Origin of the sequence: Bradyrhizobium vignae (assembly GCF_004114425.1) — a bacterium.
GTDB classification, from domain to species: Bacteria; Pseudomonadota; Alphaproteobacteria; order Rhizobiales; family Xanthobacteraceae; genus Bradyrhizobium; species Bradyrhizobium vignae.
The window spans coordinates 1-21371 of sequence record NZ_RDQF01000033.1 but is presented as its reverse complement, the minus strand read 5'-3'; the positions used below and the strand labels follow the sequence as shown (position 1 = coordinate 21371).

Annotated in this window: 23 protein-coding genes; 5 read left to right on the top strand and 18 right to left on the bottom strand. The window is 59.8% G+C overall.

Annotated elements, in window-relative coordinates; genetic code table 11:
• Positions 1-294: 294 nt before the first annotated feature.
• Positions 295-528 (bottom strand): hypothetical protein, encoded by a 234-nt coding sequence (locus EAV90_RS24695; protein ID WP_129144953.1) that lies wholly within the window; start codon positions 526-528, stop codon positions 295-297.
• Between EAV90_RS24695 and EAV90_RS24690 the strand changes: the two genes are divergently transcribed.
• Positions 527-1264: a metallophosphoesterase family protein gene (locus tag EAV90_RS24690; protein ID WP_129144952.1), complete on the top strand. Its 738-nt coding sequence runs from the start codon at positions 527-529 to the stop codon at positions 1262-1264. The two genes, EAV90_RS24695 and EAV90_RS24690, sit on opposite strands and share 2 nt — an antisense overlap.
• Positions 1265-1341: 77 nt before the next feature.
• On the opposite strand, the gene EAV90_RS24685 is transcribed toward EAV90_RS24690, so the two are convergent.
• On the bottom strand, positions 1342-1620 hold the full coding sequence (locus EAV90_RS24685) for a hypothetical protein (protein WP_164937093.1): 279 nt from the start codon (positions 1618-1620) through the stop codon (positions 1342-1344).
• 615 nt (positions 1621-2235) lie between these two features.
• Between EAV90_RS24685 and EAV90_RS24680 the strand changes: the two genes are divergently transcribed.
• Positions 2236-2502 carry a hypothetical protein gene (locus EAV90_RS24680; RefSeq protein ID WP_129144950.1) on the top strand — a complete coding sequence of 89 codons (267 nt, stop codon included), beginning with the start codon at positions 2236-2238 and terminating at the stop codon, positions 2500-2502.
• A gap of 396 nt (positions 2503-2898) precedes the next feature.
• Here EAV90_RS24680 and EAV90_RS24675 read toward each other — a convergent pair whose 3' ends face one another.
• The 15 genes from EAV90_RS24675 to EAV90_RS24600 form a co-directional block, all read right to left on the bottom strand.
• Entirely contained in the window at positions 2899-3138 is a 240-nt protein-coding gene (locus tag EAV90_RS24675) for a tetratricopeptide repeat protein (RefSeq protein ID WP_245509606.1), read from the bottom strand.
• Between the two features lie 971 nt (positions 3139-4109).
• Positions 4110-4559 (bottom strand): tetratricopeptide repeat protein, encoded by a 450-nt coding sequence (locus EAV90_RS24670; protein WP_245509605.1) that lies wholly within the window; start codon positions 4557-4559, stop codon positions 4110-4112.
• Between the two features lie 166 nt (positions 4560-4725).
• On the bottom strand, positions 4726-5124 hold the full coding sequence (locus tag EAV90_RS24665; RefSeq protein ID WP_129144948.1) for a hypothetical protein: 399 nt from the start codon (positions 5122-5124) through the stop codon (positions 4726-4728).
• 12 nt (positions 5125-5136) lie between these two features.
• Complete coding sequence (locus EAV90_RS24660) at positions 5137-6759, bottom strand: type II and III secretion system protein family protein (RefSeq protein WP_129144947.1); 1623 nt, start codon at positions 6757-6759, stop codon at positions 5137-5139.
• 419 nt (positions 6760-7178) lie between these two features.
• A complete protein-coding gene (locus EAV90_RS24655) occupies positions 7179-7595 on the bottom strand; it encodes a TadE/TadG family type IV pilus assembly protein (protein ID WP_245509604.1) in 417 nt (138 codons plus the stop codon).
• Positions 7595-8932, bottom strand: coding sequence for a pilus assembly protein TadG-related protein (locus EAV90_RS24650; RefSeq protein WP_129144945.1), 1338 nt, complete (start codon positions 8930-8932; stop codon positions 7595-7597). The genes EAV90_RS24655 and EAV90_RS24650 overlap by 1 nt, the downstream gene beginning before the upstream one ends.
• Positions 8933-9441: 509 nt before the next feature.
• Entirely contained in the window at positions 9442-10044 is a 603-nt protein-coding gene (locus EAV90_RS24640; protein ID WP_245509603.1) for a methyltransferase family protein, read from the bottom strand.
• Positions 10045-10091: 47 nt separating this feature from the next.
• Positions 10092-11000 carry a type II secretion system F family protein gene (locus EAV90_RS24635; protein WP_129144942.1) on the bottom strand — a complete coding sequence of 303 codons (909 nt, stop codon included), beginning with the start codon at positions 10998-11000 and terminating at the stop codon, positions 10092-10094.
• Positions 10997-11929, bottom strand: coding sequence for a type II secretion system F family protein (locus EAV90_RS24630; RefSeq protein WP_164937092.1), 933 nt, complete (start codon positions 11927-11929; stop codon positions 10997-10999). The genes EAV90_RS24635 and EAV90_RS24630 overlap by 4 nt, the downstream gene beginning before the upstream one ends.
• On the bottom strand, positions 11926-13371 hold the full coding sequence (locus EAV90_RS24625; RefSeq protein WP_129144989.1) for a TadA family conjugal transfer-associated ATPase: 1446 nt from the start codon (positions 13369-13371) through the stop codon (positions 11926-11928). The genes EAV90_RS24630 and EAV90_RS24625 overlap by 4 nt, the downstream gene beginning before the upstream one ends.
• Positions 13368-14573 carry a CpaE/TadZ family protein gene (locus tag EAV90_RS24620; protein WP_122404943.1) on the bottom strand — a complete coding sequence of 402 codons (1206 nt, stop codon included), beginning with the start codon at positions 14571-14573 and terminating at the stop codon, positions 13368-13370. Before EAV90_RS24620 ends, EAV90_RS24625 begins: the two co-directional genes overlap by 4 nt.
• Positions 14573-15532 (bottom strand): Flp pilus assembly protein CpaB, encoded by a 960-nt coding sequence (gene cpaB / locus EAV90_RS24615; protein WP_129144940.1) that lies wholly within the window; start codon positions 15530-15532, stop codon positions 14573-14575. The genes EAV90_RS24620 and cpaB overlap by 1 nt, the downstream gene beginning before the upstream one ends.
• Position 15533: 1 nt before the next feature.
• Entirely contained in the window at positions 15534-16040 is a 507-nt protein-coding gene (locus tag EAV90_RS24610; RefSeq protein ID WP_164937091.1) for an A24 family peptidase, read from the bottom strand.
• 101 nt (positions 16041-16141) lie between these two features.
• Positions 16142-16435, bottom strand: coding sequence for a hypothetical protein (locus EAV90_RS24605; RefSeq protein WP_347338815.1), 294 nt, complete (start codon positions 16433-16435; stop codon positions 16142-16144).
• Between the two features lie 331 nt (positions 16436-16766).
• On the bottom strand, positions 16767-17186 hold the full coding sequence (locus tag EAV90_RS24600; protein WP_283810505.1) for an H-NS histone family protein: 420 nt from the start codon (positions 17184-17186) through the stop codon (positions 16767-16769).
• A 475-nt stretch (positions 17187-17661) separates the two neighbouring features.
• On the opposite strand from EAV90_RS24600, the gene EAV90_RS24595 reads away from it, so the two are divergent.
• Together EAV90_RS24595 and EAV90_RS24590 are read left to right on the top strand one after the other, a co-directional pair.
• A complete protein-coding gene (locus tag EAV90_RS24595) occupies positions 17662-18240 on the top strand; it encodes a hypothetical protein (protein WP_245509602.1) in 579 nt (192 codons plus the stop codon).
• 173 nt (positions 18241-18413) lie between these two features.
• Entirely contained in the window at positions 18414-18647 is a 234-nt protein-coding gene (locus tag EAV90_RS24590) for a hypothetical protein (protein ID WP_129144936.1), read from the top strand.
• 246 nt (positions 18648-18893) lie between these two features.
• Here the strand turns inward: EAV90_RS24590 and EAV90_RS39670 are convergent, their stop codons facing one another.
• Entirely contained in the window at positions 18894-19031 is a 138-nt protein-coding gene (locus tag EAV90_RS39670; protein WP_164937090.1) for a hypothetical protein, read from the bottom strand.
• 1025 nt (positions 19032-20056) lie between these two features.
• On the opposite strand from EAV90_RS39670, the gene EAV90_RS24585 reads away from it, so the two are divergent.
• The coding region (locus tag EAV90_RS24585; protein ID WP_208738542.1) for a VCBS domain-containing protein at positions 20057-21371 on the top strand (1315 nt) is incomplete at its 3' end.

The window sequence follows — 21371 nt, the reverse complement described above, 5'->3', positions numbered from 1 at the left end:
CCGCGCGAAAGTGTTGAGTGATCGCAGCGACATTGTGGCGCTGCACGCAAAACTTTTGCGGCGCACGGACGATGCGTCGTGTCGAAGTACGCAGCGAAATTCGACGCGCTGAAAATGTCGTCACAGTGCTGACATACGAGTGAACGGACTGCCCTATTTTGACTCAAGTTCCGCATCCGATGCGCCTCTCCGCTCAACTTTGAGGCGCTGCATTGCTCCCGCCGAAGCACACAGAGTCGGCTGCGAGAATTTCTTCGGATTTCTATCTGTGGCTGAATATGAAGATTCCACGAGTCATGCAGCTTTGCTGCACACTTCGGGGCAGTGATGCAATTCCTGCGCACCGATCTTGTTCCTGCAGTCCGCCACAAACAAGGTCGGCAAAAAATGCCGCCCTTCTTTTGGCATGATCAGGTCGGAGAACGAGGTCGCGGCCCCACCGAATTCACGTTGTTCGTGTTGGATGGAAGCTCTCCGGTGCCGGCGACTTGGGGATAACTTTTCGACCACCCGATCGATGAGCGCCATGAAATCCCTCGCGCGACCACACTCCTCCATCCCCAAGCCGCAATTGCCGGACGGAGTTCGCATCTACGCGATCTCGGATATTCACGGCTGCGCGCATTTGCTCGAGCCCATGCTGCGGGTGGTCGATGCCGACGTCGCCCGCAGCCGGCCGCATTATGCCGTCGAAGTCTTCATGGGCGATTACATCGACCGCGGCCCGGATACGCGCTCCACCCTCGACATCCTGGTCGAGCGGAGCCGCCGGGGAAATGCGGTTTTCCTCAAGGGCAATCACGAGGCCTTTCTGGTGAGGGTTTTCGAAGATCCTTCACTGTTCGAGGACTGGATTGCCTTCGGCGGGACCCAGACATTGATGTCATACGGGCTTGCGCCGCCGGATCTCAAGCGCGACGAGCCGGCATCGATCCTGCGCGATTTGATTCGCGCCATGCCGACCGAGCATCTGGAATTCCTGGACAATCTGCGGCTGAGCTTCAGTTGCGGAGACTTCTTCTTTGTCCACGCTGGCGTGCGCCCCGGCGTTCCATTGGCCGCGCAGACCGAGCGCGACCTGCTCTGGATACGCGAGGAATTCCTGCGGAGCGAGGAGCATTTCGGCAAGTATATCGTCCATGGTCACACGCCGGTCCGCAGCGCGGAGTTCATGGCCAATCGCGTCAACATCGACACCGGCGCCTATGCGACCGGCAACCTCACCCTGATGAGCATCCAGGGAAGCCGCATGATCGCGGTGTGATATGAGGCCCCCTACCTGCCACTAACGGGCGAGATGGCTTCGCGGCAACGATGCAGTGGCCTTGGTGTTATCGTGCTCTAGTTGAGCAAAGGCGGCTTCTCCAGACGCTCACGCGTCTGGGCCATCCAGTCGCTCCAGGCTCGCTCGTGCTTGACGTAGAGTTCCATCCAACGTTTGTCATGCTTGGCCTCATGGACACGAGCCGCCTCTCCAAGCAAGTCTGCGCCGGGGCGGGTGTCCGGCTTGTCCAGCGCTTCGAACTCGATCGTTTCCGAGATCGTCAAACCAACGAGCACGCGCTGTCCGGCGCCGTCCACGATATAGCGTCGCGGCGCATCCTTCTTGGGCCCACTCATTTCATCATGTCCCAACGTTCCAGTATGAGGCTGGATGCTGCAACGAGTTGGACGATGCCTAGAAGGCTCGTCGGGCGTGGCCGAACGTCGAGGTGGGAGCGGGCTCGGACGTACGGCGTGAGGCGCCGCAGGATGAGTTCACGGTTCTTCGTTGGACGCGCCAGGCGCGCAGCGCGTATCCCAGAATGAGGCCAGCACCAAAGATGGAAGCGGAGACAAACGCAGAAGTCATGGGAGTCGTCCTGGATCGTACGCCTCCTATCAAGAGCGAGCAGTGTGTCGACATCATGGTTCTCGAAGACTCCTCGACGCCGAAAGATTGTTCAACCTGCGATCTCTTCTAGGCAGCCAGGTCTGGCGGCACTGCTGCATCTCGCCTCGCCCGGCGGCAATCATCGGACGCTCTATATGAGTGCCGCTCCATATAAGAGAGACGCAAGAGAGACGTTTCTCGCAGCCTGACATGTCCAGACCCGTCGCGGCCGAGCAGGCGTGCGTCGCGAGACCGCGCGCCTCCGCAACGGGAGATTGGGGTCGATCCGTCGGCCGATGCTCTTGCAACCGTAAGGGACCCGTCGCATTATTTCGCATCTCATTCTGAGAGGGATTAATCCAATGAACTTCCGTGCCCTTATTCCATCCATTGCCCTGTCTGCTCTCGGCCTTACCTTGTCGGCATCCGTGGCGTCCGCCGCCGAGCTCTCCGTTGCTCCGGCCCATCATCGGGCGGCCGCCGTCCAAGGCGGACTCGTGCTGTGGGATGATGTCTATCCGCCCGCGATCTATGGCCCCCAGCTGCGCCCGGTCGAGGAAGTCGCAGCCATGAAGGCAGCGGCGCGGCCGGTGTCCCAGCGCTGGTGGGGATATTGGTACGTGCGGTAACGTGCCGGAGCGGCGGGCTAACCGCAACCCAGACGCCCTCAACCATCAACCGCCGCGCCGAGCAAACGGTAGCGGCGCTTTTCATTTGGGCGGCTGAGAAGATTGCCAAGGCGAGCGCGGCGACTCGGGCCTGCGTTGCCAGCCTGTCGAGCCTGACCTGAAAGGACCGGCGTATCAGATCATACCTCGCGGCCAACCCCGCCTGCGTCGAGCGCGATGCGCCAAATTGCACCACCTTATGATGGTCGCATCGATGACACTACCGTTGCGGTCAGCTGGGGCTGGACAAGCGTCAGAAACGCGCCCAACGCGGCAGGCGGCTTACATGCGCCTCGACCGAATGCAGACGCGTGTACTTACCGAGACAATCGCTAGGGCTGGTTGTTTGGTGGTCTTTCAATGATAGCGCCGGCTGCCGTTGAGAAGCTCGAGGTTATTGGCGATGACCGGATTACCTGGATCGAGCGAATAAGCCTTCTCGAACTTTCGGCGCGCCGCACCCAGATTGCCGCGCAACATGTACGAATATCCCTGGTCATTCAGGACTTGCACAGTTTCGCCGCCGAGCCGGATCGCTTGGGCATAGGCCTGATCGGCAAGATCAAATCGACGGATCCGATCATAGCTTGCAGCCAAGCCGATCCAGCCGGTGAATTTCCCTGCGAACAGGGAATTCTACAGGGAAATCCTGCTCTGTGGCGGGCGATTTGACCAACGGAATCCCAGAAAACGCCTGCGACTCCAAAGTATAACGGCAACGCATGCGCAAATCAATAACAGGGAAATTGCTGATGTGATCAGGGAATGAGCGTGCGCTGAACAGGGAAACGGAATAAGCGTCCACGCGTCCACTATGTTCTCCAATTATCGATGCCACGGTGAAGAACCATTAGTCTAGCGGCTATTCGTGATCGCTAGACGTGCTGCTCGGCGTCCTTTTCTCCAAGCTCCACGCTTGCAAAAAATAGCTGTCAAATGCAAATGAGAGTCGTAAACCGAACGGCACGCGCCGCACACTATCAACAGTAATCCCAGCGCGGCGATCTCGGCGGTCGTTGGCTTGCGACCGCCGGGCCTTTAATTGCGTCTTGATCGCGAGGCCCTTAACACTTTCGTTATATACTTGTCGGCGCGCATATCATCACGCTAATTTGCTGTCTTTCACATCCGAGAATGTTCGCCCCAGTGAGAAACTTGTTTCCCGCTCTGCGCATTCTGGACGACACCATAAGCAGCACGATCATCCATCAGGGCTTCTGATGCAATTTACGTCATCTCTTTGCCCGAACCACCGCCGATGCTTTCCTCGATCGACGGGAAATTTCTGGGAGCGTGCTGGGTCCAGGCGGTTGTGACGCGGCCACGAGGATGCGAACTAGGACCATAGCGCACCAGCGGTGATGTGTTGGAATGCCACGGCCGCAAGGTGCATGAATGTTCGAAAGCGCAGACCCGAGCCTTGCACCGCATTACGCTACGATCGTCCAGGGGTGCAGGCCAATGCGCCGGGGGCACGACAGCCTCGACAACTTGGCAGCGGGGATATGGAGGCGGTTTTGGCGGGGGATCATTGAGCCGCCTTGCAGACCATGGAATAACGTAGACCGCTAGGGCTGGTTGTTTGGTGGTCTTTCAATGAACCGCCGGCTGCCATTGAGAAGCTCGAGGTTATTGGCGATGACCGGATTACCTGGATCGAGCGAATAAGCCTTCTCGAACTTTCGGCGCGCCGCACCCAGATTGCCGCGCAACATGTACGAATATCCCTGGTCATTCAGGACTTGCACAGTTTCGCCGCCGAGCCGGATCGCTCGGGCATAGGCCTGATCGGCAAGATCAAATCGACGAATCCGATCATAGCTTGCAGCCAGGCCAATCCAAGCGGTGATGTCTTTCGGCGATTTCTCGACGGCGTCCTTGAAATAGCGCTGGGCGAGGCCGTAGCTACCACGGTTGTAGTGCTCCAGCCCAAGCCGCACGGGTTCGTCCGACGGGTAATATTTGACGTCGGTCGGCTCCTGCACGGGGTCGCCACCCGGCGGATCCACCGGAGCCACGATCACTGCCTCCCTAGTTGTGTAGTCGCACGCAGCAAGGCCTGTCCCCAAGCAGCAACAGGTCAGTATCAAGAAGACGCGCCGCATAACAATTGTCCCGGTCCGGCTGGGCGAACTCATGGAAAGATCATCGCTAGAACGTTCAAAGCCAAGGCCCCCTTCGCTCCTACCTATTAGGTGCTCCGCCGACCGGTACCGACACTCCGGCTGACGAACCTGCCCCCAATCCCTCGATGTTGACGTTCTGCGTCGGCAACGTCCGCACGCCCATTTGTTTCGTCGGATCACCGTTATCGGGGAGCTGATCCACCGGCTGTTGCGTCTTGCCATAGCGTGTGACAGCGGCACCCACGCGCCGGGCGTCGTAGGCGAGCCTGCGATCGCCGACGTATCGCGGCCATGGGTGGATCGTATGGGTGACAGCGTTGACCTGTTTGGCATCGCCAGCGCTCATCGTGAGAGTGTCGGAACGCTGCACGTAACGCTCCATCTCGTCATGGCCGGCGAGGCCATAACATCCCCCGAGCAGGAGGGGTGCGAACAGAGCCGGATACCTGATGCTCATTTCCCGCTTTCTTTAGTTGAGGGTTTTCACGACCGGCTGGTCGGCAGCAGCGGCAGGGGCGACGACAGGTGCCCTAATCTCGGGAGCGATGATGTGACCGTACGGACCCTTCACGTCGCCACCTGAATTGACATAATCGTCGTAACGCTTGCGGACTTCCATCTGCCCGTTGAGGAAGAAATCAACATCGTTGGCCGGCAGCCGCGAGTCTAGCGGCGAGGCCAGTTGCTGGCCGGGTGCCGCCGGCGCGACCAGGCGCGGCGTCACGACGATCACGAGATCAGTTTCCTCCTGCTGGTAAGACTTGCTGCTGAACAGCGTCCCGAGCACAGGCACCGAGCCAATCCAAGGCAATTGCGAAACATCCTGCCGATTGCGGGTCTGCAGAAGGCCGGCGATCGCAAAACTCTGACCGTCGCGCAACTCGACCGTGGTGCGCGCGTCGCGACGGGTCAATGCTGGGACTGTCGTCCCCTGGATGGTGATCGCATTGGAGAAATCAAGTTCGCTGACCGAGGGCTCGACCCGAAGGTTGATCACACCCCGCGAAAGAACGGTAGGCACGAAGGACAACTCAACGCCGAACTTCTTGTAGTCGATCGTGATGGTGGGAAAGCCATTCGACGTCTGGGTCGGTATCGGCACCGGAAATTCACCGCCGGCCAGGAAGCGGGCGGCATCGCCGGAAAGCGTGGTCAGGTTTGGCTCGGCCAGTCGGCGAACCAGCCCTTTCGTCTCCAATGCGGTGATCAGCAAATCCACTGAGCTGCCATTGCTGGTTCGGAGGATGCTGGTCAATAAACTTCCGAACGGGATAGGGGAGACACCGCCCGCGGCCCCTATGAGCGTCCCCGCCGTTCCGAGTAACGGGATTGAGCCCGGTGGGGGACCGACGTTGGGCATCGCGACTCGGCCGCTCTTCGTATTGATCGAACTAGCCCCGCCAAGCCCTGAATTGGCAATATTCGACCCACTGGCATTTGCCGCATAAAGGTTCATGCCAAGCTCGCGACCGGCGATGCGGTTCGCTTCCAAAAAGCGCACCTCCAGCATCACCTGCTGCGGGGCCGCGACGCTCATCGCGTTGACGACCGTTCCCCCCTTCGCGACCGTACTGGTGGCGATCGCCATGGCCCGCTCGGCCGTAACCGCATCCGCGGCCGTTCCGCTGAGCACCACCTGGCCCTCGGAAGCCGACACGCGGATACCCTGTCCGCCGGTGCTGGTCCGGATGTTCTGCTGGAGATTACCGGTATCGATCACGACCTCGACGTCAAGGATGCCGATCTGCTTCATCGAGGAGTCGAGCAGGATGACATTGGTGGTGCCGGTCTGCTTGCCCTGGACGTAGATCAGGTGATCGCTGAGCGACTTCACGTCCACGATGTCAGACGAGCCGGCCACGATGGTCGCGAAGGGTGTGTCGACCTTGAAGGTACGGGACTTGTTGACGACGAGCTTGACGCGCTGGACGTCGCTCATCTCGCTGACGATGACGCCACCGGAGGGGCCCCGCCGGTCTGCAGCCGTGGCGCGATCGGCGCAACCAGACCAAGCGAGCGCCGTGCACAGCCCCATCGCACCGCAGGCGAGAAGCCACTCTACCTTCGCACCCGAAACGTAATTACCACCCATTCGAGTCCCCCAACGTAATCCGCGGCTATCACCGCAAATTTACGTGCTCGATTTCCCCAACGCTTCTCCTCTGCGCACCACGCCGCAGAGTTTACAAGCTGTCCCACTACAATTCGTTACTATGTGCTTCCAAGATCATCGTCCCTAAAAGGGTCTCCTTGCAACAAGGGAGGCTTACCGGATGTCTACAGCGGCAAAGAAAACTTTCCAATGTTGCCAGCGAGCATCATTCTTCTGCTGCTGTTGTCGGATGTCGTTGCATCACGCCGAGGCCACCACGCCGACTCGTCCGGCGCAGCCACAAGGCTGTATAGCAAAAAAGGTAAGCTACACTGCCATATTTCCGCTCGGTCGAACAAGTGTCGACATTCTCGCATGGCCAGGCGGGTAGGTGTCATCGGCTGGTGCTCGGAAGTGCACTAAAAGGGAATTTGCGTTGACGCGCTCGGCTTATCGAGCGCCGTGCCCCATATCGGCATCAGCATGGTAAACTGGGCCTGGGAAGCTGTAACGGTCAAGTTGTTGGCGCTGGCGCCGACGGTGAGCGTTGGTGTGAGGTGGCCCAAATACAAGAACGGCGCTGCGTTCTGCTTGGCCCCTGTGGAGAGGGGATCTCCGGTGCAGCCGGCCGGCGACTGCGGTGGGTTTTGAAGCATGGCAGGCGTGTAGCAGCTAATCATGACCGCCCGGGCACCGGCGCTCGCGAGCGTCCGCAAGGACTGCATCGTGACTGCATAACGTCCGAGATCGAAGATAACGAACATCAATGTGAAAAGCGGCACGAACACCATGATAAATTCAAACGCCGCGGTACCTCGGTTGTCGAGCTTTTTCATCATTGCACCAAAGAGACGACCTGGGTGAACGCAACCGTGGACGGAGCACATCCATCCGTGCTCAAGTACGCGCCGCCACTGAGGTTGAGTGTCTTTGCGATCACACTGGAGCAGGTCGTATTGGCAGGTTGAGTCGCCCCGCCATACGACACATCTGCCTTGGGAAAGTACATCGCGCCCGCCAGCTTGATCACGCCGTTGCCGCCGATGCTGACACCAGCGGCTGATTGATCGTCAATCAGAACCCCGTTCAAAGCAGAAGAGAAAGTGTTGGTCGTTGGGGCGGAGAGATTGACACTCCCGCCATTGATCGTGAGGCTGGAAGTCCCGAGTAAGACAAGCGTTACGCCTGTGCCGCTGACCGTTCCGCCAAAAGTTATCGTTGCATTGTAGAAAAAGTACGTGCCTGGGGCAAAGTTTACCGTGCCTCCGGAGTTCACCTTCAGGTCGCCGTAGACCCCGCTAGCGCTGTTCGGGTTCAGCGAGCAGGTTTGACCGTTGGTAACATTGCCACCGCATGGCTTGGTTGATGGGCTCGTCCTCGTGTTGAACGACGCAGTTTTCAGTCCTTGCAACGGATCCATCGCAGGAGGCATGAAGTAGTTGTGCGTTACGCCGGGGTCGGTGCAGGTGCTGGTTGGAGAACAGCCATTTGCACCAAAGACGGCCCACCCTGAACCGGTGAACGAAGGAGTGCTGGCAAACTGGACGGTGTCGTCCGACATCACCGGGCAACCTGTTCCGTTGTTGCTGGAGCTACCAGAAATCTTAAGCGCTCCGCTCCCTGCGGTCGGGTTAGGTCCAAGCGCCAAGGCGCACACCTTGCTCGGCAGCTGAACCAGAGCTATGGCTTGGGCGGGGATGTTGATGGTCAAGAACCCCAGCACCGCCGACAAGTAGGCCGGTTGTTGCTGGCTGACCCTGGCGCGAACGGCGTTGCCGGTGCCTGTTGGTGGCGTTGTGAACGTCCCTCCACTGTAGGTACCGATATCGATCTGCACGGCTCGCGAGACTCTGGTCGGAAGGCTGGGCGGACACTGGCTGTCGGGATAGGGCGTGCTGTCCTTCGGACTCGAGTTGCAAAACCCGTTCTGTGCCGCGAATTCCTTGCCACGGTAATCCACTGACTGCGCGTCGCAGCTCGCGCCAGCAATCGTGCATGCAAGCCGCAAGGCGCCCGAATAGGCTCCCGAGTCGGCGGCGTTCTGTGCGTGCTTGCGCGTGACGTACCACGATCCGGCCTCGGCCCCGAGCGCGACCACGCCGATCAGCGGCACGAGCGCGATCGCCGTTACGAATGCCGCTGACCCTCGCCTGGAACGGAGCAGATTGCGCATGGAAGCACCTACTGGAAGCGTTCTGAGTACGCTAGCGTGTATGTACAACTGGTGGGACACAACACGGACTTCCAAAATGGCACGCGCGCCCCTATCGGGGCCAAAGTGATGGTTGTCGAAAAAGTAATGTACTTCGGCGACGCGATATTGCTCGGCGAGCAGGTAGCGCCCGCGTCTCCGCATTTTACCTGGAGGTTACTGATTGAGTGACCCGCAACTGTCGTCTGTAGCCCTGACCTCCAGGTCACTGTGCCGTCGGGGCCGAGTGGATTGTAGTATTGGACGTACTGCCCGAAGGAGCGCAACGCGCTCCACGCCGAAATGAACTGGAAGCCCGCGGCGGCGACGTCGGCGAGCGGCACAAGCAGGAAGGAAGCCAGGAATATGTAAACGATCATGGTCTCAAGCGCGACGGCGCCACGCTGATCCCTGATCAAACATCTTCTGAGGCTCATGAACCTACCTCGACCGTTACTCGCCACTCCGGTCGTCGACCGGGTCGACCGCACTCACCAAACGTAAGGGATCAGTCTCCAGCGTGATGCTTCGTAACCGGAATATTCAGGGCAGTTACGCCGAAGCAGATCCTCCTCGTAATGAATTCGGCAGATCTGGACGCCGATATGCAGGACGAGCAGGATCACTGTCAGCGGCGTCAGACTTCTCAGCACCACACCCAACAGTGCAACCTCTTCGGCTAGATAGAGTGGGTGCTTGATCCATCGGTACGGACCCGTTTGCACCACGTTACGCGCCTGCGGCACCAGACTGAACGACCTGCCGAGATGCCTGATGGTGATCAGCATCATGATCATGCCGATCAGCACGCAAGCGGTGGACGCCAGGTTTGGCAGCGCTTGGTCGGTCTTGCCGAAGAAGGCGATTGTCCACGGCATGTAGGTGCCGACGAACGCCGCTATTCTCGGGAGGAGGCCATCCGCTTGCGCCTTTGCCGGCGACCGCGTGATGGTCAACAGCGCCAGCAGCACGTAGAAGACGGCGAGGCAAAAACTCGACAGGAGCGACGGCCAGGGATCCCCAGCCGACGATCCGAGCTTGATGGCCACGCCAAGTGCCAGCAACATGAACCACATGCCGCCGAACAATTGCATGGCCCGGTCGTAAGCGGAGGTTTTCGACAGGACGATTGTGCTCATGGCTACTTACCGAAGCTGGCAAATGAACGTACGAGGTGCAGGATGGGGCTGCCTCCCAGAATGACGAACATGGCTGGAAGCAGGAACAACACCATCGGAATGGTCAGCTTGGCGCCCAACTTGTGCGCTCTTTCCTCGAGCTTGGTGATACGCTCTCGGCGGAGATCGACGGCGATGCTCCGCAGCGCCTGACCGATCGGCGTCCCGTATTGCAGGCTTTGGGCGACCATGATTCCGAACCGGCGCAGCCCATCCGACGTAGCTCCCAGCTTCTCGAACGCCTCGCTGCGGCTAGGCAGTACCCGGAGATCATCAAGAAGATTCCTCAAGACCCCAGCTATGGAGGGATTGGTCTCGTCCATTTCCTGCGCAACGCGTGCCAGCCCGCTCTCCAGGCCCATTCCCGCTTCGCTGCACACGACCAGCAAATCGATCATATCCGGGGTGCCCAGACGAATGGCAGCATCAAACCGCCGCTTCAGTGCGGCCAGGATCAACCGCGGTCCCACGATTCCGACCGCCATGCCGATCAGCGTGAAGACCAGCACGTCCAGCAACGGCTTTCCCAGGAGCTGAGCGACCCCTCCGGCGATGATCGGGCACAAGAACATGCTGACGGCCTTGACGCCGATCCAGGTCGGCAGGGCTCGACGATGATTGAAACCGGCTGATTGAAGAATCGCGCGTAGCTGATCCAGATTTTCCTCCGCGTAGAAGCGGCGGTACCGCATGCCGAGCGACGAGAACCAACCCGTCATGTCTTGGAACGGCGCCGATCGTCCGGCAACGCCCATCACGGCGTTCGACACCCGCACGTCCAAAGCGCGAATGTGCATTTCGCGGATGATCAACACACAGCTCGCAGCACCGGCTGCGAATGCGAGGGCCACCAGACCAAGGCCAAGAGTCATAGTGCCGTTTCCCGTCTGACCATCCAACTTATCACCAAGGCCCCGACAAGCACCGAGACCACCGCGTAAGCCAGCAGCTTGTTTCCAACCGGATCAGTGAACAACAGATCGACCGTTTGCGGATTGGCTGCGTATAGCGCCCCGCCCCCGAGCAAGGGCGAGATTGTCAGCGCCCGCGAGGAAAAGATCACCTCTCCCGCCAGGGCCTTGGCCCGCGCGGCCAGTGCAACGCGTTGCCTCACGGTGTCTCCCAGGTTCTGTAAGGTCTCCGCAAGGCTACCACCCGACTTCAACTGAACCGCAAGGGTCACCGCGAACATCGCATATTCCGCCACTTGGGTTCGCCGATAGACACTTTGGACGGCGTCCTCGGGAGATCTTCCGAGATTCACCTCGCTGCATACGATGGCAAACTGCCCAGCCGTTGGCTGTGGCATGTCGCGCGCGAGGGCGCGAAAAGCTTCGTGCACGGGCAGACCCGATCGAACGGTGCTCGTCACCAGCTGGATCGCATCAGGCAGCTGTCGAAAAAGTTGCCTGGCAAAGCGGCGCTGCTGCCATCCAAAGAGGCCGCGAACCACGACTATGGCTGCAATGGCCGCCGCGACGGACAGGTAGAGAATGGAGAATCCCAGCAGGCGATTGGTGTAGAGGATCGCTGCTGCTGCGATGGCACCGGCCAGCAACACATAGGCTGGATGCCAGATGTAAGGTATCTCGCGATTGTAATTGGCCAACCGATGGAGCAACAGCGACGGAGACCCGGCCTCCAACCGGCGAATGGATGGTAGGTTGGCCGGATGGGAAGCTGGCAGAGCAACCGCCAGCCGGCGATTGATGCGTCGCTCCCGAGCGTCGAGCCACAGCGCAATGGCTGCTGCGCACATCGCGAGCGCCAGAAAAGACGCGATTACCGACTCCGGCATCATATTTGCCTCATTGCCTCGGCCCATGCTCCATCCAGTCCATAATAGACAAGACGGCTCTTGAATTTCGGAGTGGCAAGGTTGCACCTGTAGGTGCCCGATAGGCGACCCTGCTCATCCTCCTCCTTGTATTCGAAGGCTGCGATGTCATTGGTGGTGATCACCTCCCCTTCGAGGCCGATGACCTCGCTGATCTGAACGATACGGCGCTGTCCGTCCCGCATGCGTTCGACCTGCACAATGAGATCCAGCGCAGCAACAATCTGAGCTCGAATGGCGCGCGACGGCAGGTTGACCTGTCCCATCTGCACCATGTTTTCGATGCGGGTCAGGGCATCCCGGGTACTATTCGCGTGGACCGTGGAGATCGAACCATCATGGCCGGTGTTCATCGCCTGCAGCATGTCGAAAGCTTCTGCGCTGCGGACCTCGCCAACGACGATCCGGTCGGGACGCATGCGCAGGGCGTTCACCAGCAGATCCCGTTGCGTCACCTGCCCCGTGCCCTCCAGACTGGGAGGCCGGGTCTCCAGGCTGATCACGTGCGGCTGCTGAAGCTGCAACTCTGCCGCATCCTCGATCGTTACGATGCGTTCGCTGTGATCGATGAATTGACTCATCGCGTTCAGGAGCGTCGTCTTGCCGGAGCCGGTACCGCCGGAGACCAGAACATTGAGCCGAGACCGGGCGGCGATCTCCAGCAGTTTTCCGATGGCCGCGGTCATTGAGCCATTTTCGATCAATCCGGCGATATCCAAACGGTGGCTTGGAAATTTCCGGATCGAGATGCACGGACTATGGATCGCCAGCGGCGGGAGAATGATGTTGACGCGGCTGCCATCCAGCAGGCGGCAGTCCACCATCGGGCTGGATTCGTCGACGCGCCGGCCAACCTGCGCGGCAATCTTCTGAGCGACGGAGGCGATATGGTCATTGTCGCGGAATCGCACCGCAATTCGTTCCAGCCTGCCGCTGCGCTCCACGTAGACGTTGCTGGGACCGTTCACCATGATATCGCTGATCGATTGATCGAGCAGCAGCGGACGGAGCGGCCCGTACCCCGTCATGTCGTCGGCAATCTCGTCCGCGAGCTGAAGCTGCTCGCGCCCCGATAGCTCGAGCCGCTCCTGGTTGGCGATTTGATGGATGATTTCCTCGATCTGCCGCCGAAGAACTTCGCGCGAGACGGTTGCCGCCACCGCGGGCTCGATCTGCTCGATGACCCGTTCACGCAACGAATCCGGTATTATCGGGTGGTGGATCGGGAGTTCGTCGCGCCTGGACGCGGATGCGGGCAGGCTTGACACAGGTGGAGGCGCGCTTGGCGCAGATACAGCAACGTTGGGCATCGACGGAGGCAAGCCTGCCGGAGGACCAGGCAGCTCAGTCCCCAATGCAGCTACAAGAACGGACGCCTCTTCCTCACGTCTTCCAAATATTTTCATCGCAGATGTGCTGTGAGCACCCTCCTCCACCAGCTCTTCCGCTCGGCGCCGACACCGCTGATCTCCCGTACAATCGGTGCCAGGTGACGTCGCAATTTCCTGACGTGCTTCAGAGCGGGAATTCCGAGATTGAGCGCTTCGGTCATCCCCTTGCCGAGATCGGGAACGACGATGTCCGGCTCTGCGCCCATCGCCTTGACAACTGCCTCCCTCGGGAGTCCACCGGGACGACCGGCGCGGTTGAGCAAGGTAAAGACCCGATCTTTGCCGGCGATGTTGACGACGGCAGTGCGCAGTGCGTGGGCATTGCGAAGTCCGGTCACCTCGGCTTCGAGCAGCACCATCACGTGACGGGAAAGCTTGATTACCGGATAGATCGACGGGGGAAACGGGACGGGCACATCGACGACGATGTAGTTGAATCGTTGACGGAGCAGACCCAGCACGTGTCGTACGCCGGCTTCCGTGATTTCGAGCTGCGCATCGAGATCCTCGTCGGCCGAGACCAGACAGACCCGCTCGTTGACTTCGATTGCCGCCCGCTCGAGGAACAGCGTGTCCGCCCTCATCGGGTTCTCCAGGGCGATGCGCAGCCCCGGCCCGGGACGGACACCCAGCATCACGGCGGCTTCGCCGCCCTGCAGGTGAAGGTCCAGCAGCGCCACTTTGGCCTTGGTGGTTTCGGCGAGTTGCAGTGCCAGATTGATCGCGATGCTCGTGGCGCCGGCCCCGCCCTGCGCCCCACAGATCGAAACCACGTGACCGCCACGATCGATCTGATTGGCGGCAACGTCGCCCAGCAGCTTGGGGCGCAACTGGTCCAGCACCAAATCGCGCGTGAGCGGCCGCGGCAGATACTCGGCCAGGCCGAGCTCCAGAAGCTCACGGTAGAAGGTGATCTCCCTGTTCTCGCCAATCACAGCTACGCGGACGTCGGGCGGACAGACGCCGGCCAGCCTTTCCAGTTCAGTGAAGGGATCATCGATGCCGCTGATGTCTGTTACCAGCGCGAACAGGTCTGTGTCGGATTCCAGCATCCGTATCGCATTGCGGATCGTGCCGCGCCTGATCGAGAGGTTGGCGCCTTCGAGGCCCTTGCGCAAGGCCGCGGCGCTAATCTCGTCGTTTACGAAACAAACGATGCGGTTACGCGTGACGATCGATGTCGATTCTTCGGGCGGAACGGCTAGGGCAATGTTCATCAACGTTTCTCCGAAAACCTGTTGTCATAACTTTCGGCCGTTGCGGTCTGGTGCACGACTTCCGGGGTCCCCTCGCAGCTGACGAGAGCGTCCTCGTCCTGCTTCCTGACCGTGTATTGCTTGGCTTCGCCGCCCGAATGAATGACGACTGCCGTTCTCTGACGTGCGATTGCGTACTGGCGAGCCAGTTCCGGGGACACATCACAGCTGGACATCGCGCCAGTGTCGGCCTTGTCCCATTGATCGACTGCTGCACGCACGGCCAGAGACAGTGTTCCGAGCTGCTTTGCCACGGTGACTTTCTTGACCTGCTCCTGTGCAAGCTCCAGGGACACGGTTTGCGTTTGCTTGCCTGCCATTCCGCCAATCGGTCGTGCACCCTGCACGATCTCCTGGTCGATCGCGATGACCCGAACGTTGCGCAGAACGGTCTCGCTCAGGGCTCGACGTGCGGTGTCGGCCTTCTCGAACACCTGGGTCAACACGACGTCCACGTGATCACCCGGCCTGATCAGGCCGGAGACACCCGCCTCCTCGTCAACCTTGATGCTGATGGCACGGCTGTCCGGTGCCAGGACGCTGGCCAGGAAGCCTCGATCCCGCGGACGCAGGATGTCCTGCAACGTCACGGGACTACCTGCTTCAACGAACCTGCGGATCAGAGAACCGGGAAGTCCGGCCTTGGACTCCGGTGTTTCAAGAATCGCGCCCTGGGGAATGCGCTCCGGTGGCACCGAACGCACGGTGAAATCTTCTTCGCGGGCCAAAGTCCCCTTCGGCAAGGAACGCGCCGCGACGAAGTATCCGCCGGTAGGCGCCGGTGCCGGAGCCGTCTCCGTGACTTGCGCCGGGGCCGGAGCGGGCGCCTTCGGCAGATTCATGTTATAGGCGACGAGCGCGAACGCCGTGGTTGCGAGCAGAAGCACCATGATGATCGACAGACGCAACGCAGATGACATCTCACAATCCTTTGCTCAAAATCGTCCAGATGCCGCCGCACGCTATTGCAACTCCGTAGGGCAGCGGGGCGTGTCGCAAATGGCGCCAACGTTCGATCGCGTAAACCCGGCGTGGGAGTGACGATCTGGTGGGTGCCAGTTTCGGATGAGGGAGGTGGCGCATCATCAGATGCACCATGGCAAGAACGCCGCCGGCCAGCGCAGTTATGGTCACGAGCTGAATCTGGCCGGTCAGGGGAAATCCGATCGCCAACGCAGTCAGCAATTTGACATCGCCGCCGCCAATCCCTCCGCGCGCGTATAGGACGAACAATAGCAGAAAGAGGATCGCGGCCGATATCAGCGACTCGGCAACTTGCATTGGATTGGCCAATTGACTGGCGATCCCGAGGGCCGCCAGGGCCAGACACATTTCGTTTCGGATCAGCCGCGTCGCGACGTCGATCGTTGCGACGTAGAGCAACAATACGATTTCAAGAAACGAGGCTGTGGGAGCAATCCAACTCATGAAATGCACGCCTCAGAAAAGTGGAACGCGCACGAGATAGGGGGAGTTCGAGCAAAGGGGGGCGCACTGGGTTGCCCCCCTTCCGGGTTCAAATGGCCGTATCAACCAGCGATCGCATTAGCGAAAGTGGCGGTGATCTGGCCGATCCCGTTCTGCAGCGCCAAGCCGATCTGACCGCCAGCTCCACCGCCGAACACAGCGCCGACTGCGCCAACGATGCAAACCGCGACGATAATGTACTCGAACGAAACCACGCCCTCCTGGTCGGCGCGCAGACGCTTCATGGCTTCGGTGGTCTTGATATAATAGTGCAGCATAGGGAAAGCCTTTCTTTGAAGATGGATTGCAGGACACCCTTGGCAAATTTCAGCGGCTGCGAACGACAACGCCGCCACTCGAAAACTCTTCATTAAATATTATATTTAGTCAATAATTAATATGTTGCTGATTTTAAATTTTCGAGTCCCTCACCAGGCGAATCTGACAGGTGATCCATAAATTCGTTTTGTTACAGTTGCTTACGCGGATTAACCATTAATCATTGAGATTCACCGGAATAATACGGACAGCAGCCGCAGATCACGCGAGCCCTCTCCGTTTCGACCACATTAAATGACGCGCCTTTATTTTATTCACATCCAAATTCAAGAACGCCCGCCCCAAAATGTAAGAGGCCGCCGGCGATCAATTCTGGCCTTGTTCCCGGCGCGATCGCGACTGCGGCGCTCAATTGGGCTGCCGCTTTTGGACCAAAGCCTGGTCGATTAGGAAATCGTCCAGCCTGCGCCCCCCTCGCAGTTGCGGCCGCAGCCAGCGGGGCAGCCTGCCGCGGCCCGACCATGTCTGCGCCGGGTTCTTCGGATTGCGATATTTGGGACGCACCGGCGGATAGGGACGGCGCTTGCGATCAAACCGTGTGGCCTCGTCGGCCCGTCCAATCTTCTGGAGCCGTTCCTCCAGCCGTGCGTGCCGCACCAAAATTCTTTGAACGAGGCTGGCGGCCACCTGTTGGTGAAGTATGCACAGCTCCTCGAGAGAGAGCGAATTGAAATGCGCGGTATTCATGGCTTGATCCGAATTCCTGAGAGAAGGCGCAGGCAGACAAATCGGGAATGACGGCGCAGACAAGCCATCAGTTAGATCCAAGCCGCATAATCCACATTTAAATTCGGGAGATTGCAGAGAGCGGGGCCGACGGCGGTAACATCATGGCGGAGCATTTAATTTACCGTGAGGGGTAACGCGTTGAGGCCGCGATCGGGATCATGACATCCAGAAACTTGCGGCCCGCCAGCTGCGCTTTGACCCTTTAATTGGGCTCGTAGCCCCGTGCTGCAACCCGGGAGTGCTGGGCGGGCTTATTAATTCGGCCGGCCTGCAACACAATTAATTCATTGCGCTGCCAGATTTAAGTCGTATCGGAGCCCATATCGCTGCGAAGGCTCGTGCCGGGTGGGCGTATCACCGGGAGTTTCCGATGTCCGGTCATTTGCGATGTTATTTCGCCAGTTTGGTTCTTCTTGGAGGTCTTGCCGCGACACCTGCGCTCTCCAATCCATTCACAGACTTGTTCGATCCTGCTCGCGAGCCCGCTGCAACGTCTTCGGCGCAGCCGGAATGCTTGGCAAAGCCCGGCAACCCGCCCGGCGCCGGCCAGCGTTGGGTCTATCGGCGGGACGGCCGCCGCAAATGCTGGTTCTTGGCCGAGGGCGTCGCGACGCTGCGAAAACCGGTTCATAGTCGCATCGCGAACCGCACCGTCAGGCCCGACGAGAAGGTGGCCGCGCGGCAACGGCGGAGCCCGGTGAGCGATGCGCGCGCCGAGGTACTAAGCTCCGCGACGGCCGGCGAGGCTCAGCCGACTCCGCCGGCACGCGAGGTGAGGGTGGCTGATGCTGCTTCTGTCGTTGATGCGGGCACGCCGATCCTGATGCCGGCGGCACCCATCTCGGATCCTTCCAGCGACCAACTCACGCCCAAGCGTTCCACGCCGCCCCAAGTTGACGTGGAGAAGCTTTCCGCTGCCGCGCGAGCCGACTTATCTCCAGCTATGCCGATGGGCGCGCGCGATGAAGAGGCGCCCGACGAGGCGCGCAGCCGGACGGTAACTTGGCTCGGTGTGCTGCTGATGACGCTCGGGGGCTTCTCGCTCTTAAGCGCGAGTCGCACGCTTCGACAGGCGGTGAGATTGCGCCACTGAAGCGTGCCACACTGCTGACCCTGACGCTCACCGCGAAGTCGATGAGTTCACGCGGGCTATAGCTGAATTGCCACACGTACAAAGGTTCCGCGCACCGCCACAGAGTTTCTCCCTGACTTGGACGGACATTCGATTACGATGACGGTCCCCTTTCTTGGGATCGGACTACCATCATGCGGTACAAAGTGTTCGTGGTGGACAGCAGCCGCCGAGTGATCTGCGCCGCAAAGCTCGACTGCATCGACGAGCAGGCAGCACGGCATCGAGCCGGGCAAATGTCTGGCGAGCACGACGTGGAGCTTTGGGAGGGTGACCGGCTCGTTGCGGTTTTTCAAAGTGCCGCGTCGAACGGAAATCGGTGCGGCCGTTCTGTCCTGAATAAAAGGCCGGTCTCGCCGCCGAGTTAGTACACGGCGCTTGTTCTGTTGCCCGCTTTGACACACCGTCTTCTGCCGATTGTTCTCGCTTCTACACGCCGGAGCTTGGTTCGAAGCTTCTCCACTTCTCTAAGCTCCACCACAAGCGCTTGGCGACGTTCACTCAGAACGGCACAGCTGTAAACCTGACGCGGACTGGACATGACCGCCTCGAACTATGACTTGAACTAAGAAGGCGATGAAAGGGCAAGCAACGAAAAATCGCTCACTCCAAGCTCACTGAGTCAAGGCCGCAGCCGCCAGATGCTCCCAGTACTCTGCCTCGGCGAGCAGTTTCCAGCTTCTCTCGGGTTGGCGCGCGGCGGTCTGTCGGCAAAGTAGCGCCATGGCGCGAAAGCGGCGGGCAGCTTCCATTCCAACCTCCCATTTTCCCCAAGCATATTTTTTGATTATATGCCGAGGTCAGCACCATTATCAATCAAGCTCGAGTTTATCATTTAAGCGCGATGTCGTCGGCTTGCACGACCTCGCAAGATCCTGTGCCGGCGTTGGTCCGAGCAGCGACCGCGACGTCGGATAACGCCCGTATGAATCCGGTGTTTCCTGCCGGAAGCGACGCAAGCGTCTCTTTGCTGCTGATTCTCATGCATTAATCATTAAATGCAGGGGATGAATAAATAAATGGACCGTCGCATTATTTTAATCTAGGTTTAATTAAATCCCGAGCCAAACGATCGTGATCGCTCCTGATCACGGACGGCACTCGGGAGCTGAAGAATGCTGCAGATCAATGAAGAATGCTGCAGATCAATATTGTCAACGTGGGCGGACGAGGACCGCACACGAATGGGCAGGGGGAATACAGCTCTAAATCTTTTCGCGTAACTTGGCAGCAGGTGGGCCAGATCGGCGCTAACGAGCGGACATGTCATTCGTCCGAGCGAACGCTCGCGGTTGCGTGAATTGATGTGGCGGCGACACTCTCTGCTCTGCATTGGCAGACGAGGGCCCGCGAATGAGATTGAGACGCGTGCGTTTTGTGTGGGAGTCCGAGACCATCTTCGGCCGGGCTCAAATTGAAGCCGATCTTCAGGCGATTCCACGTTCTTTTCTGTCAGCGTGTGATCCTTCGACGCGCGCAGGGTGCCGTTCGCGAACGATCCCGTCGCGCACGGTCCGGCGCCCAAGGACAATCTCTCGTTCCTGTCAGGCCGCGATCTCCTATTGCGAGCTCGGAGCGACGCCAGCTCCAGACAAGCTTGAGTTCGTCGCATGCATTCTTTGCAGATTTTCTCAGCCCTCAGCATGACGACAGTCTTGCTCGGCAGCAGAGCATTTTTCTTCAACGGTGTAGGCAAGGCATCGGCCGACTATCACCGCGCAATTGTGCAATTCCAGGTCCGTGAACGCGGACGGCGTATCATCCGGAGGATTTAGCTATGGCGACGCAGACCACGGGCGGCGGCAGCACGGTTTCGTTTGGAAATACTCCGCAGGCCAACGCCGACGTTTTCTCGTTTACGGAAGACGCCAGCAACATTCTCATCTTGAACGTGCTGGCAAACGATCTTGGCGGCGCGGCCAAGACGCTGTTCTCGCTGGACGACGGAACGAGCGCCTCCGCGTCCACCAAGAGCTACGCCCCTGCGGATTTGCTGGTCAAGGATGTGGCGTACAGCAGCGACGCGGCCGGCATGGCCGGAACCGGTGACCGCAGCGCGCTCGGTGCGCGCATCTGGATCGAGTCGGACGGCACCGTTCATTACGACAAGGGCGATATCAACGCTCAGCTTCAAGCGCTGGCGGCCGGACAAACGCTGACCGATACATTCACCTACGCCATTCAGATGGGCAACGGCACGCTGAGCTGGGCGACGGTGACGCTCCAGTTCAATGGCGTGAACGACGCGGTCTATATGACCTCCAGCCCGCAGAGCGGCTCGGTGGTGGAAGACGCGCCGTCGAAACCGGACCCGTCGGATTCCCTGAATACCGCAGGCAGCATCGGCTTCACCGATGTGGATCTGAGTGATACCCACACAGCGACGTTTGTAGCGTCGCCCGCGAATACGACCTCGCTTGGCACGTTTTCGCTCGATCCGGTCAATGAGGCGGCCAATGCCGCGAACGGCTCGGTGCAGTGGCACTACAATTTGAACAACGCGGCTGCCCAATACCTCGCTGCGGGCCAGACCGTCACCGAGAGCTTCGTGGTGACGATCAATGACGGCCACGGCTCGACAGCTACCCAGACGGTCACAGTCACGATCACCGGCACCAACGATGCGGCCACGGTCTCGTCGGACTCGAAGTCCGTCACCGAAGGCAATACTGCCGCCGCGCTGAACACTTCCGGCCAGCTGACCATCACCGATCCGGATACCGGTCAGGCCCATGTCGTGGCGCAGACCAACGTCCATGGCACCTATGGCGACTTCACGATCGATGCCAACGGGGCCTGGAGCTACGCCGGCAATGGCGCCCACAACGAGCTCACCGCCGGCCAGCAGGTCCAGGACCAGTTCACGGTGGTGAGCCAGGACGGCACCGCCACCGGCACCGTCACGGTGACCATCACCGGCACGAACGATGCCGCGACGGTCTCATCGGACTCGAAGTCCGCCACGGAGGGCAATGCAGCCGCCGCCCTCAACACCTCCGGCCAGCTCACCATCACCGACCCCGACACCGGCGAAGCCCACGTCGTGGCGCAGAGCAATGTCCACGGCAGCTACGGCGACTTCACGATCGATG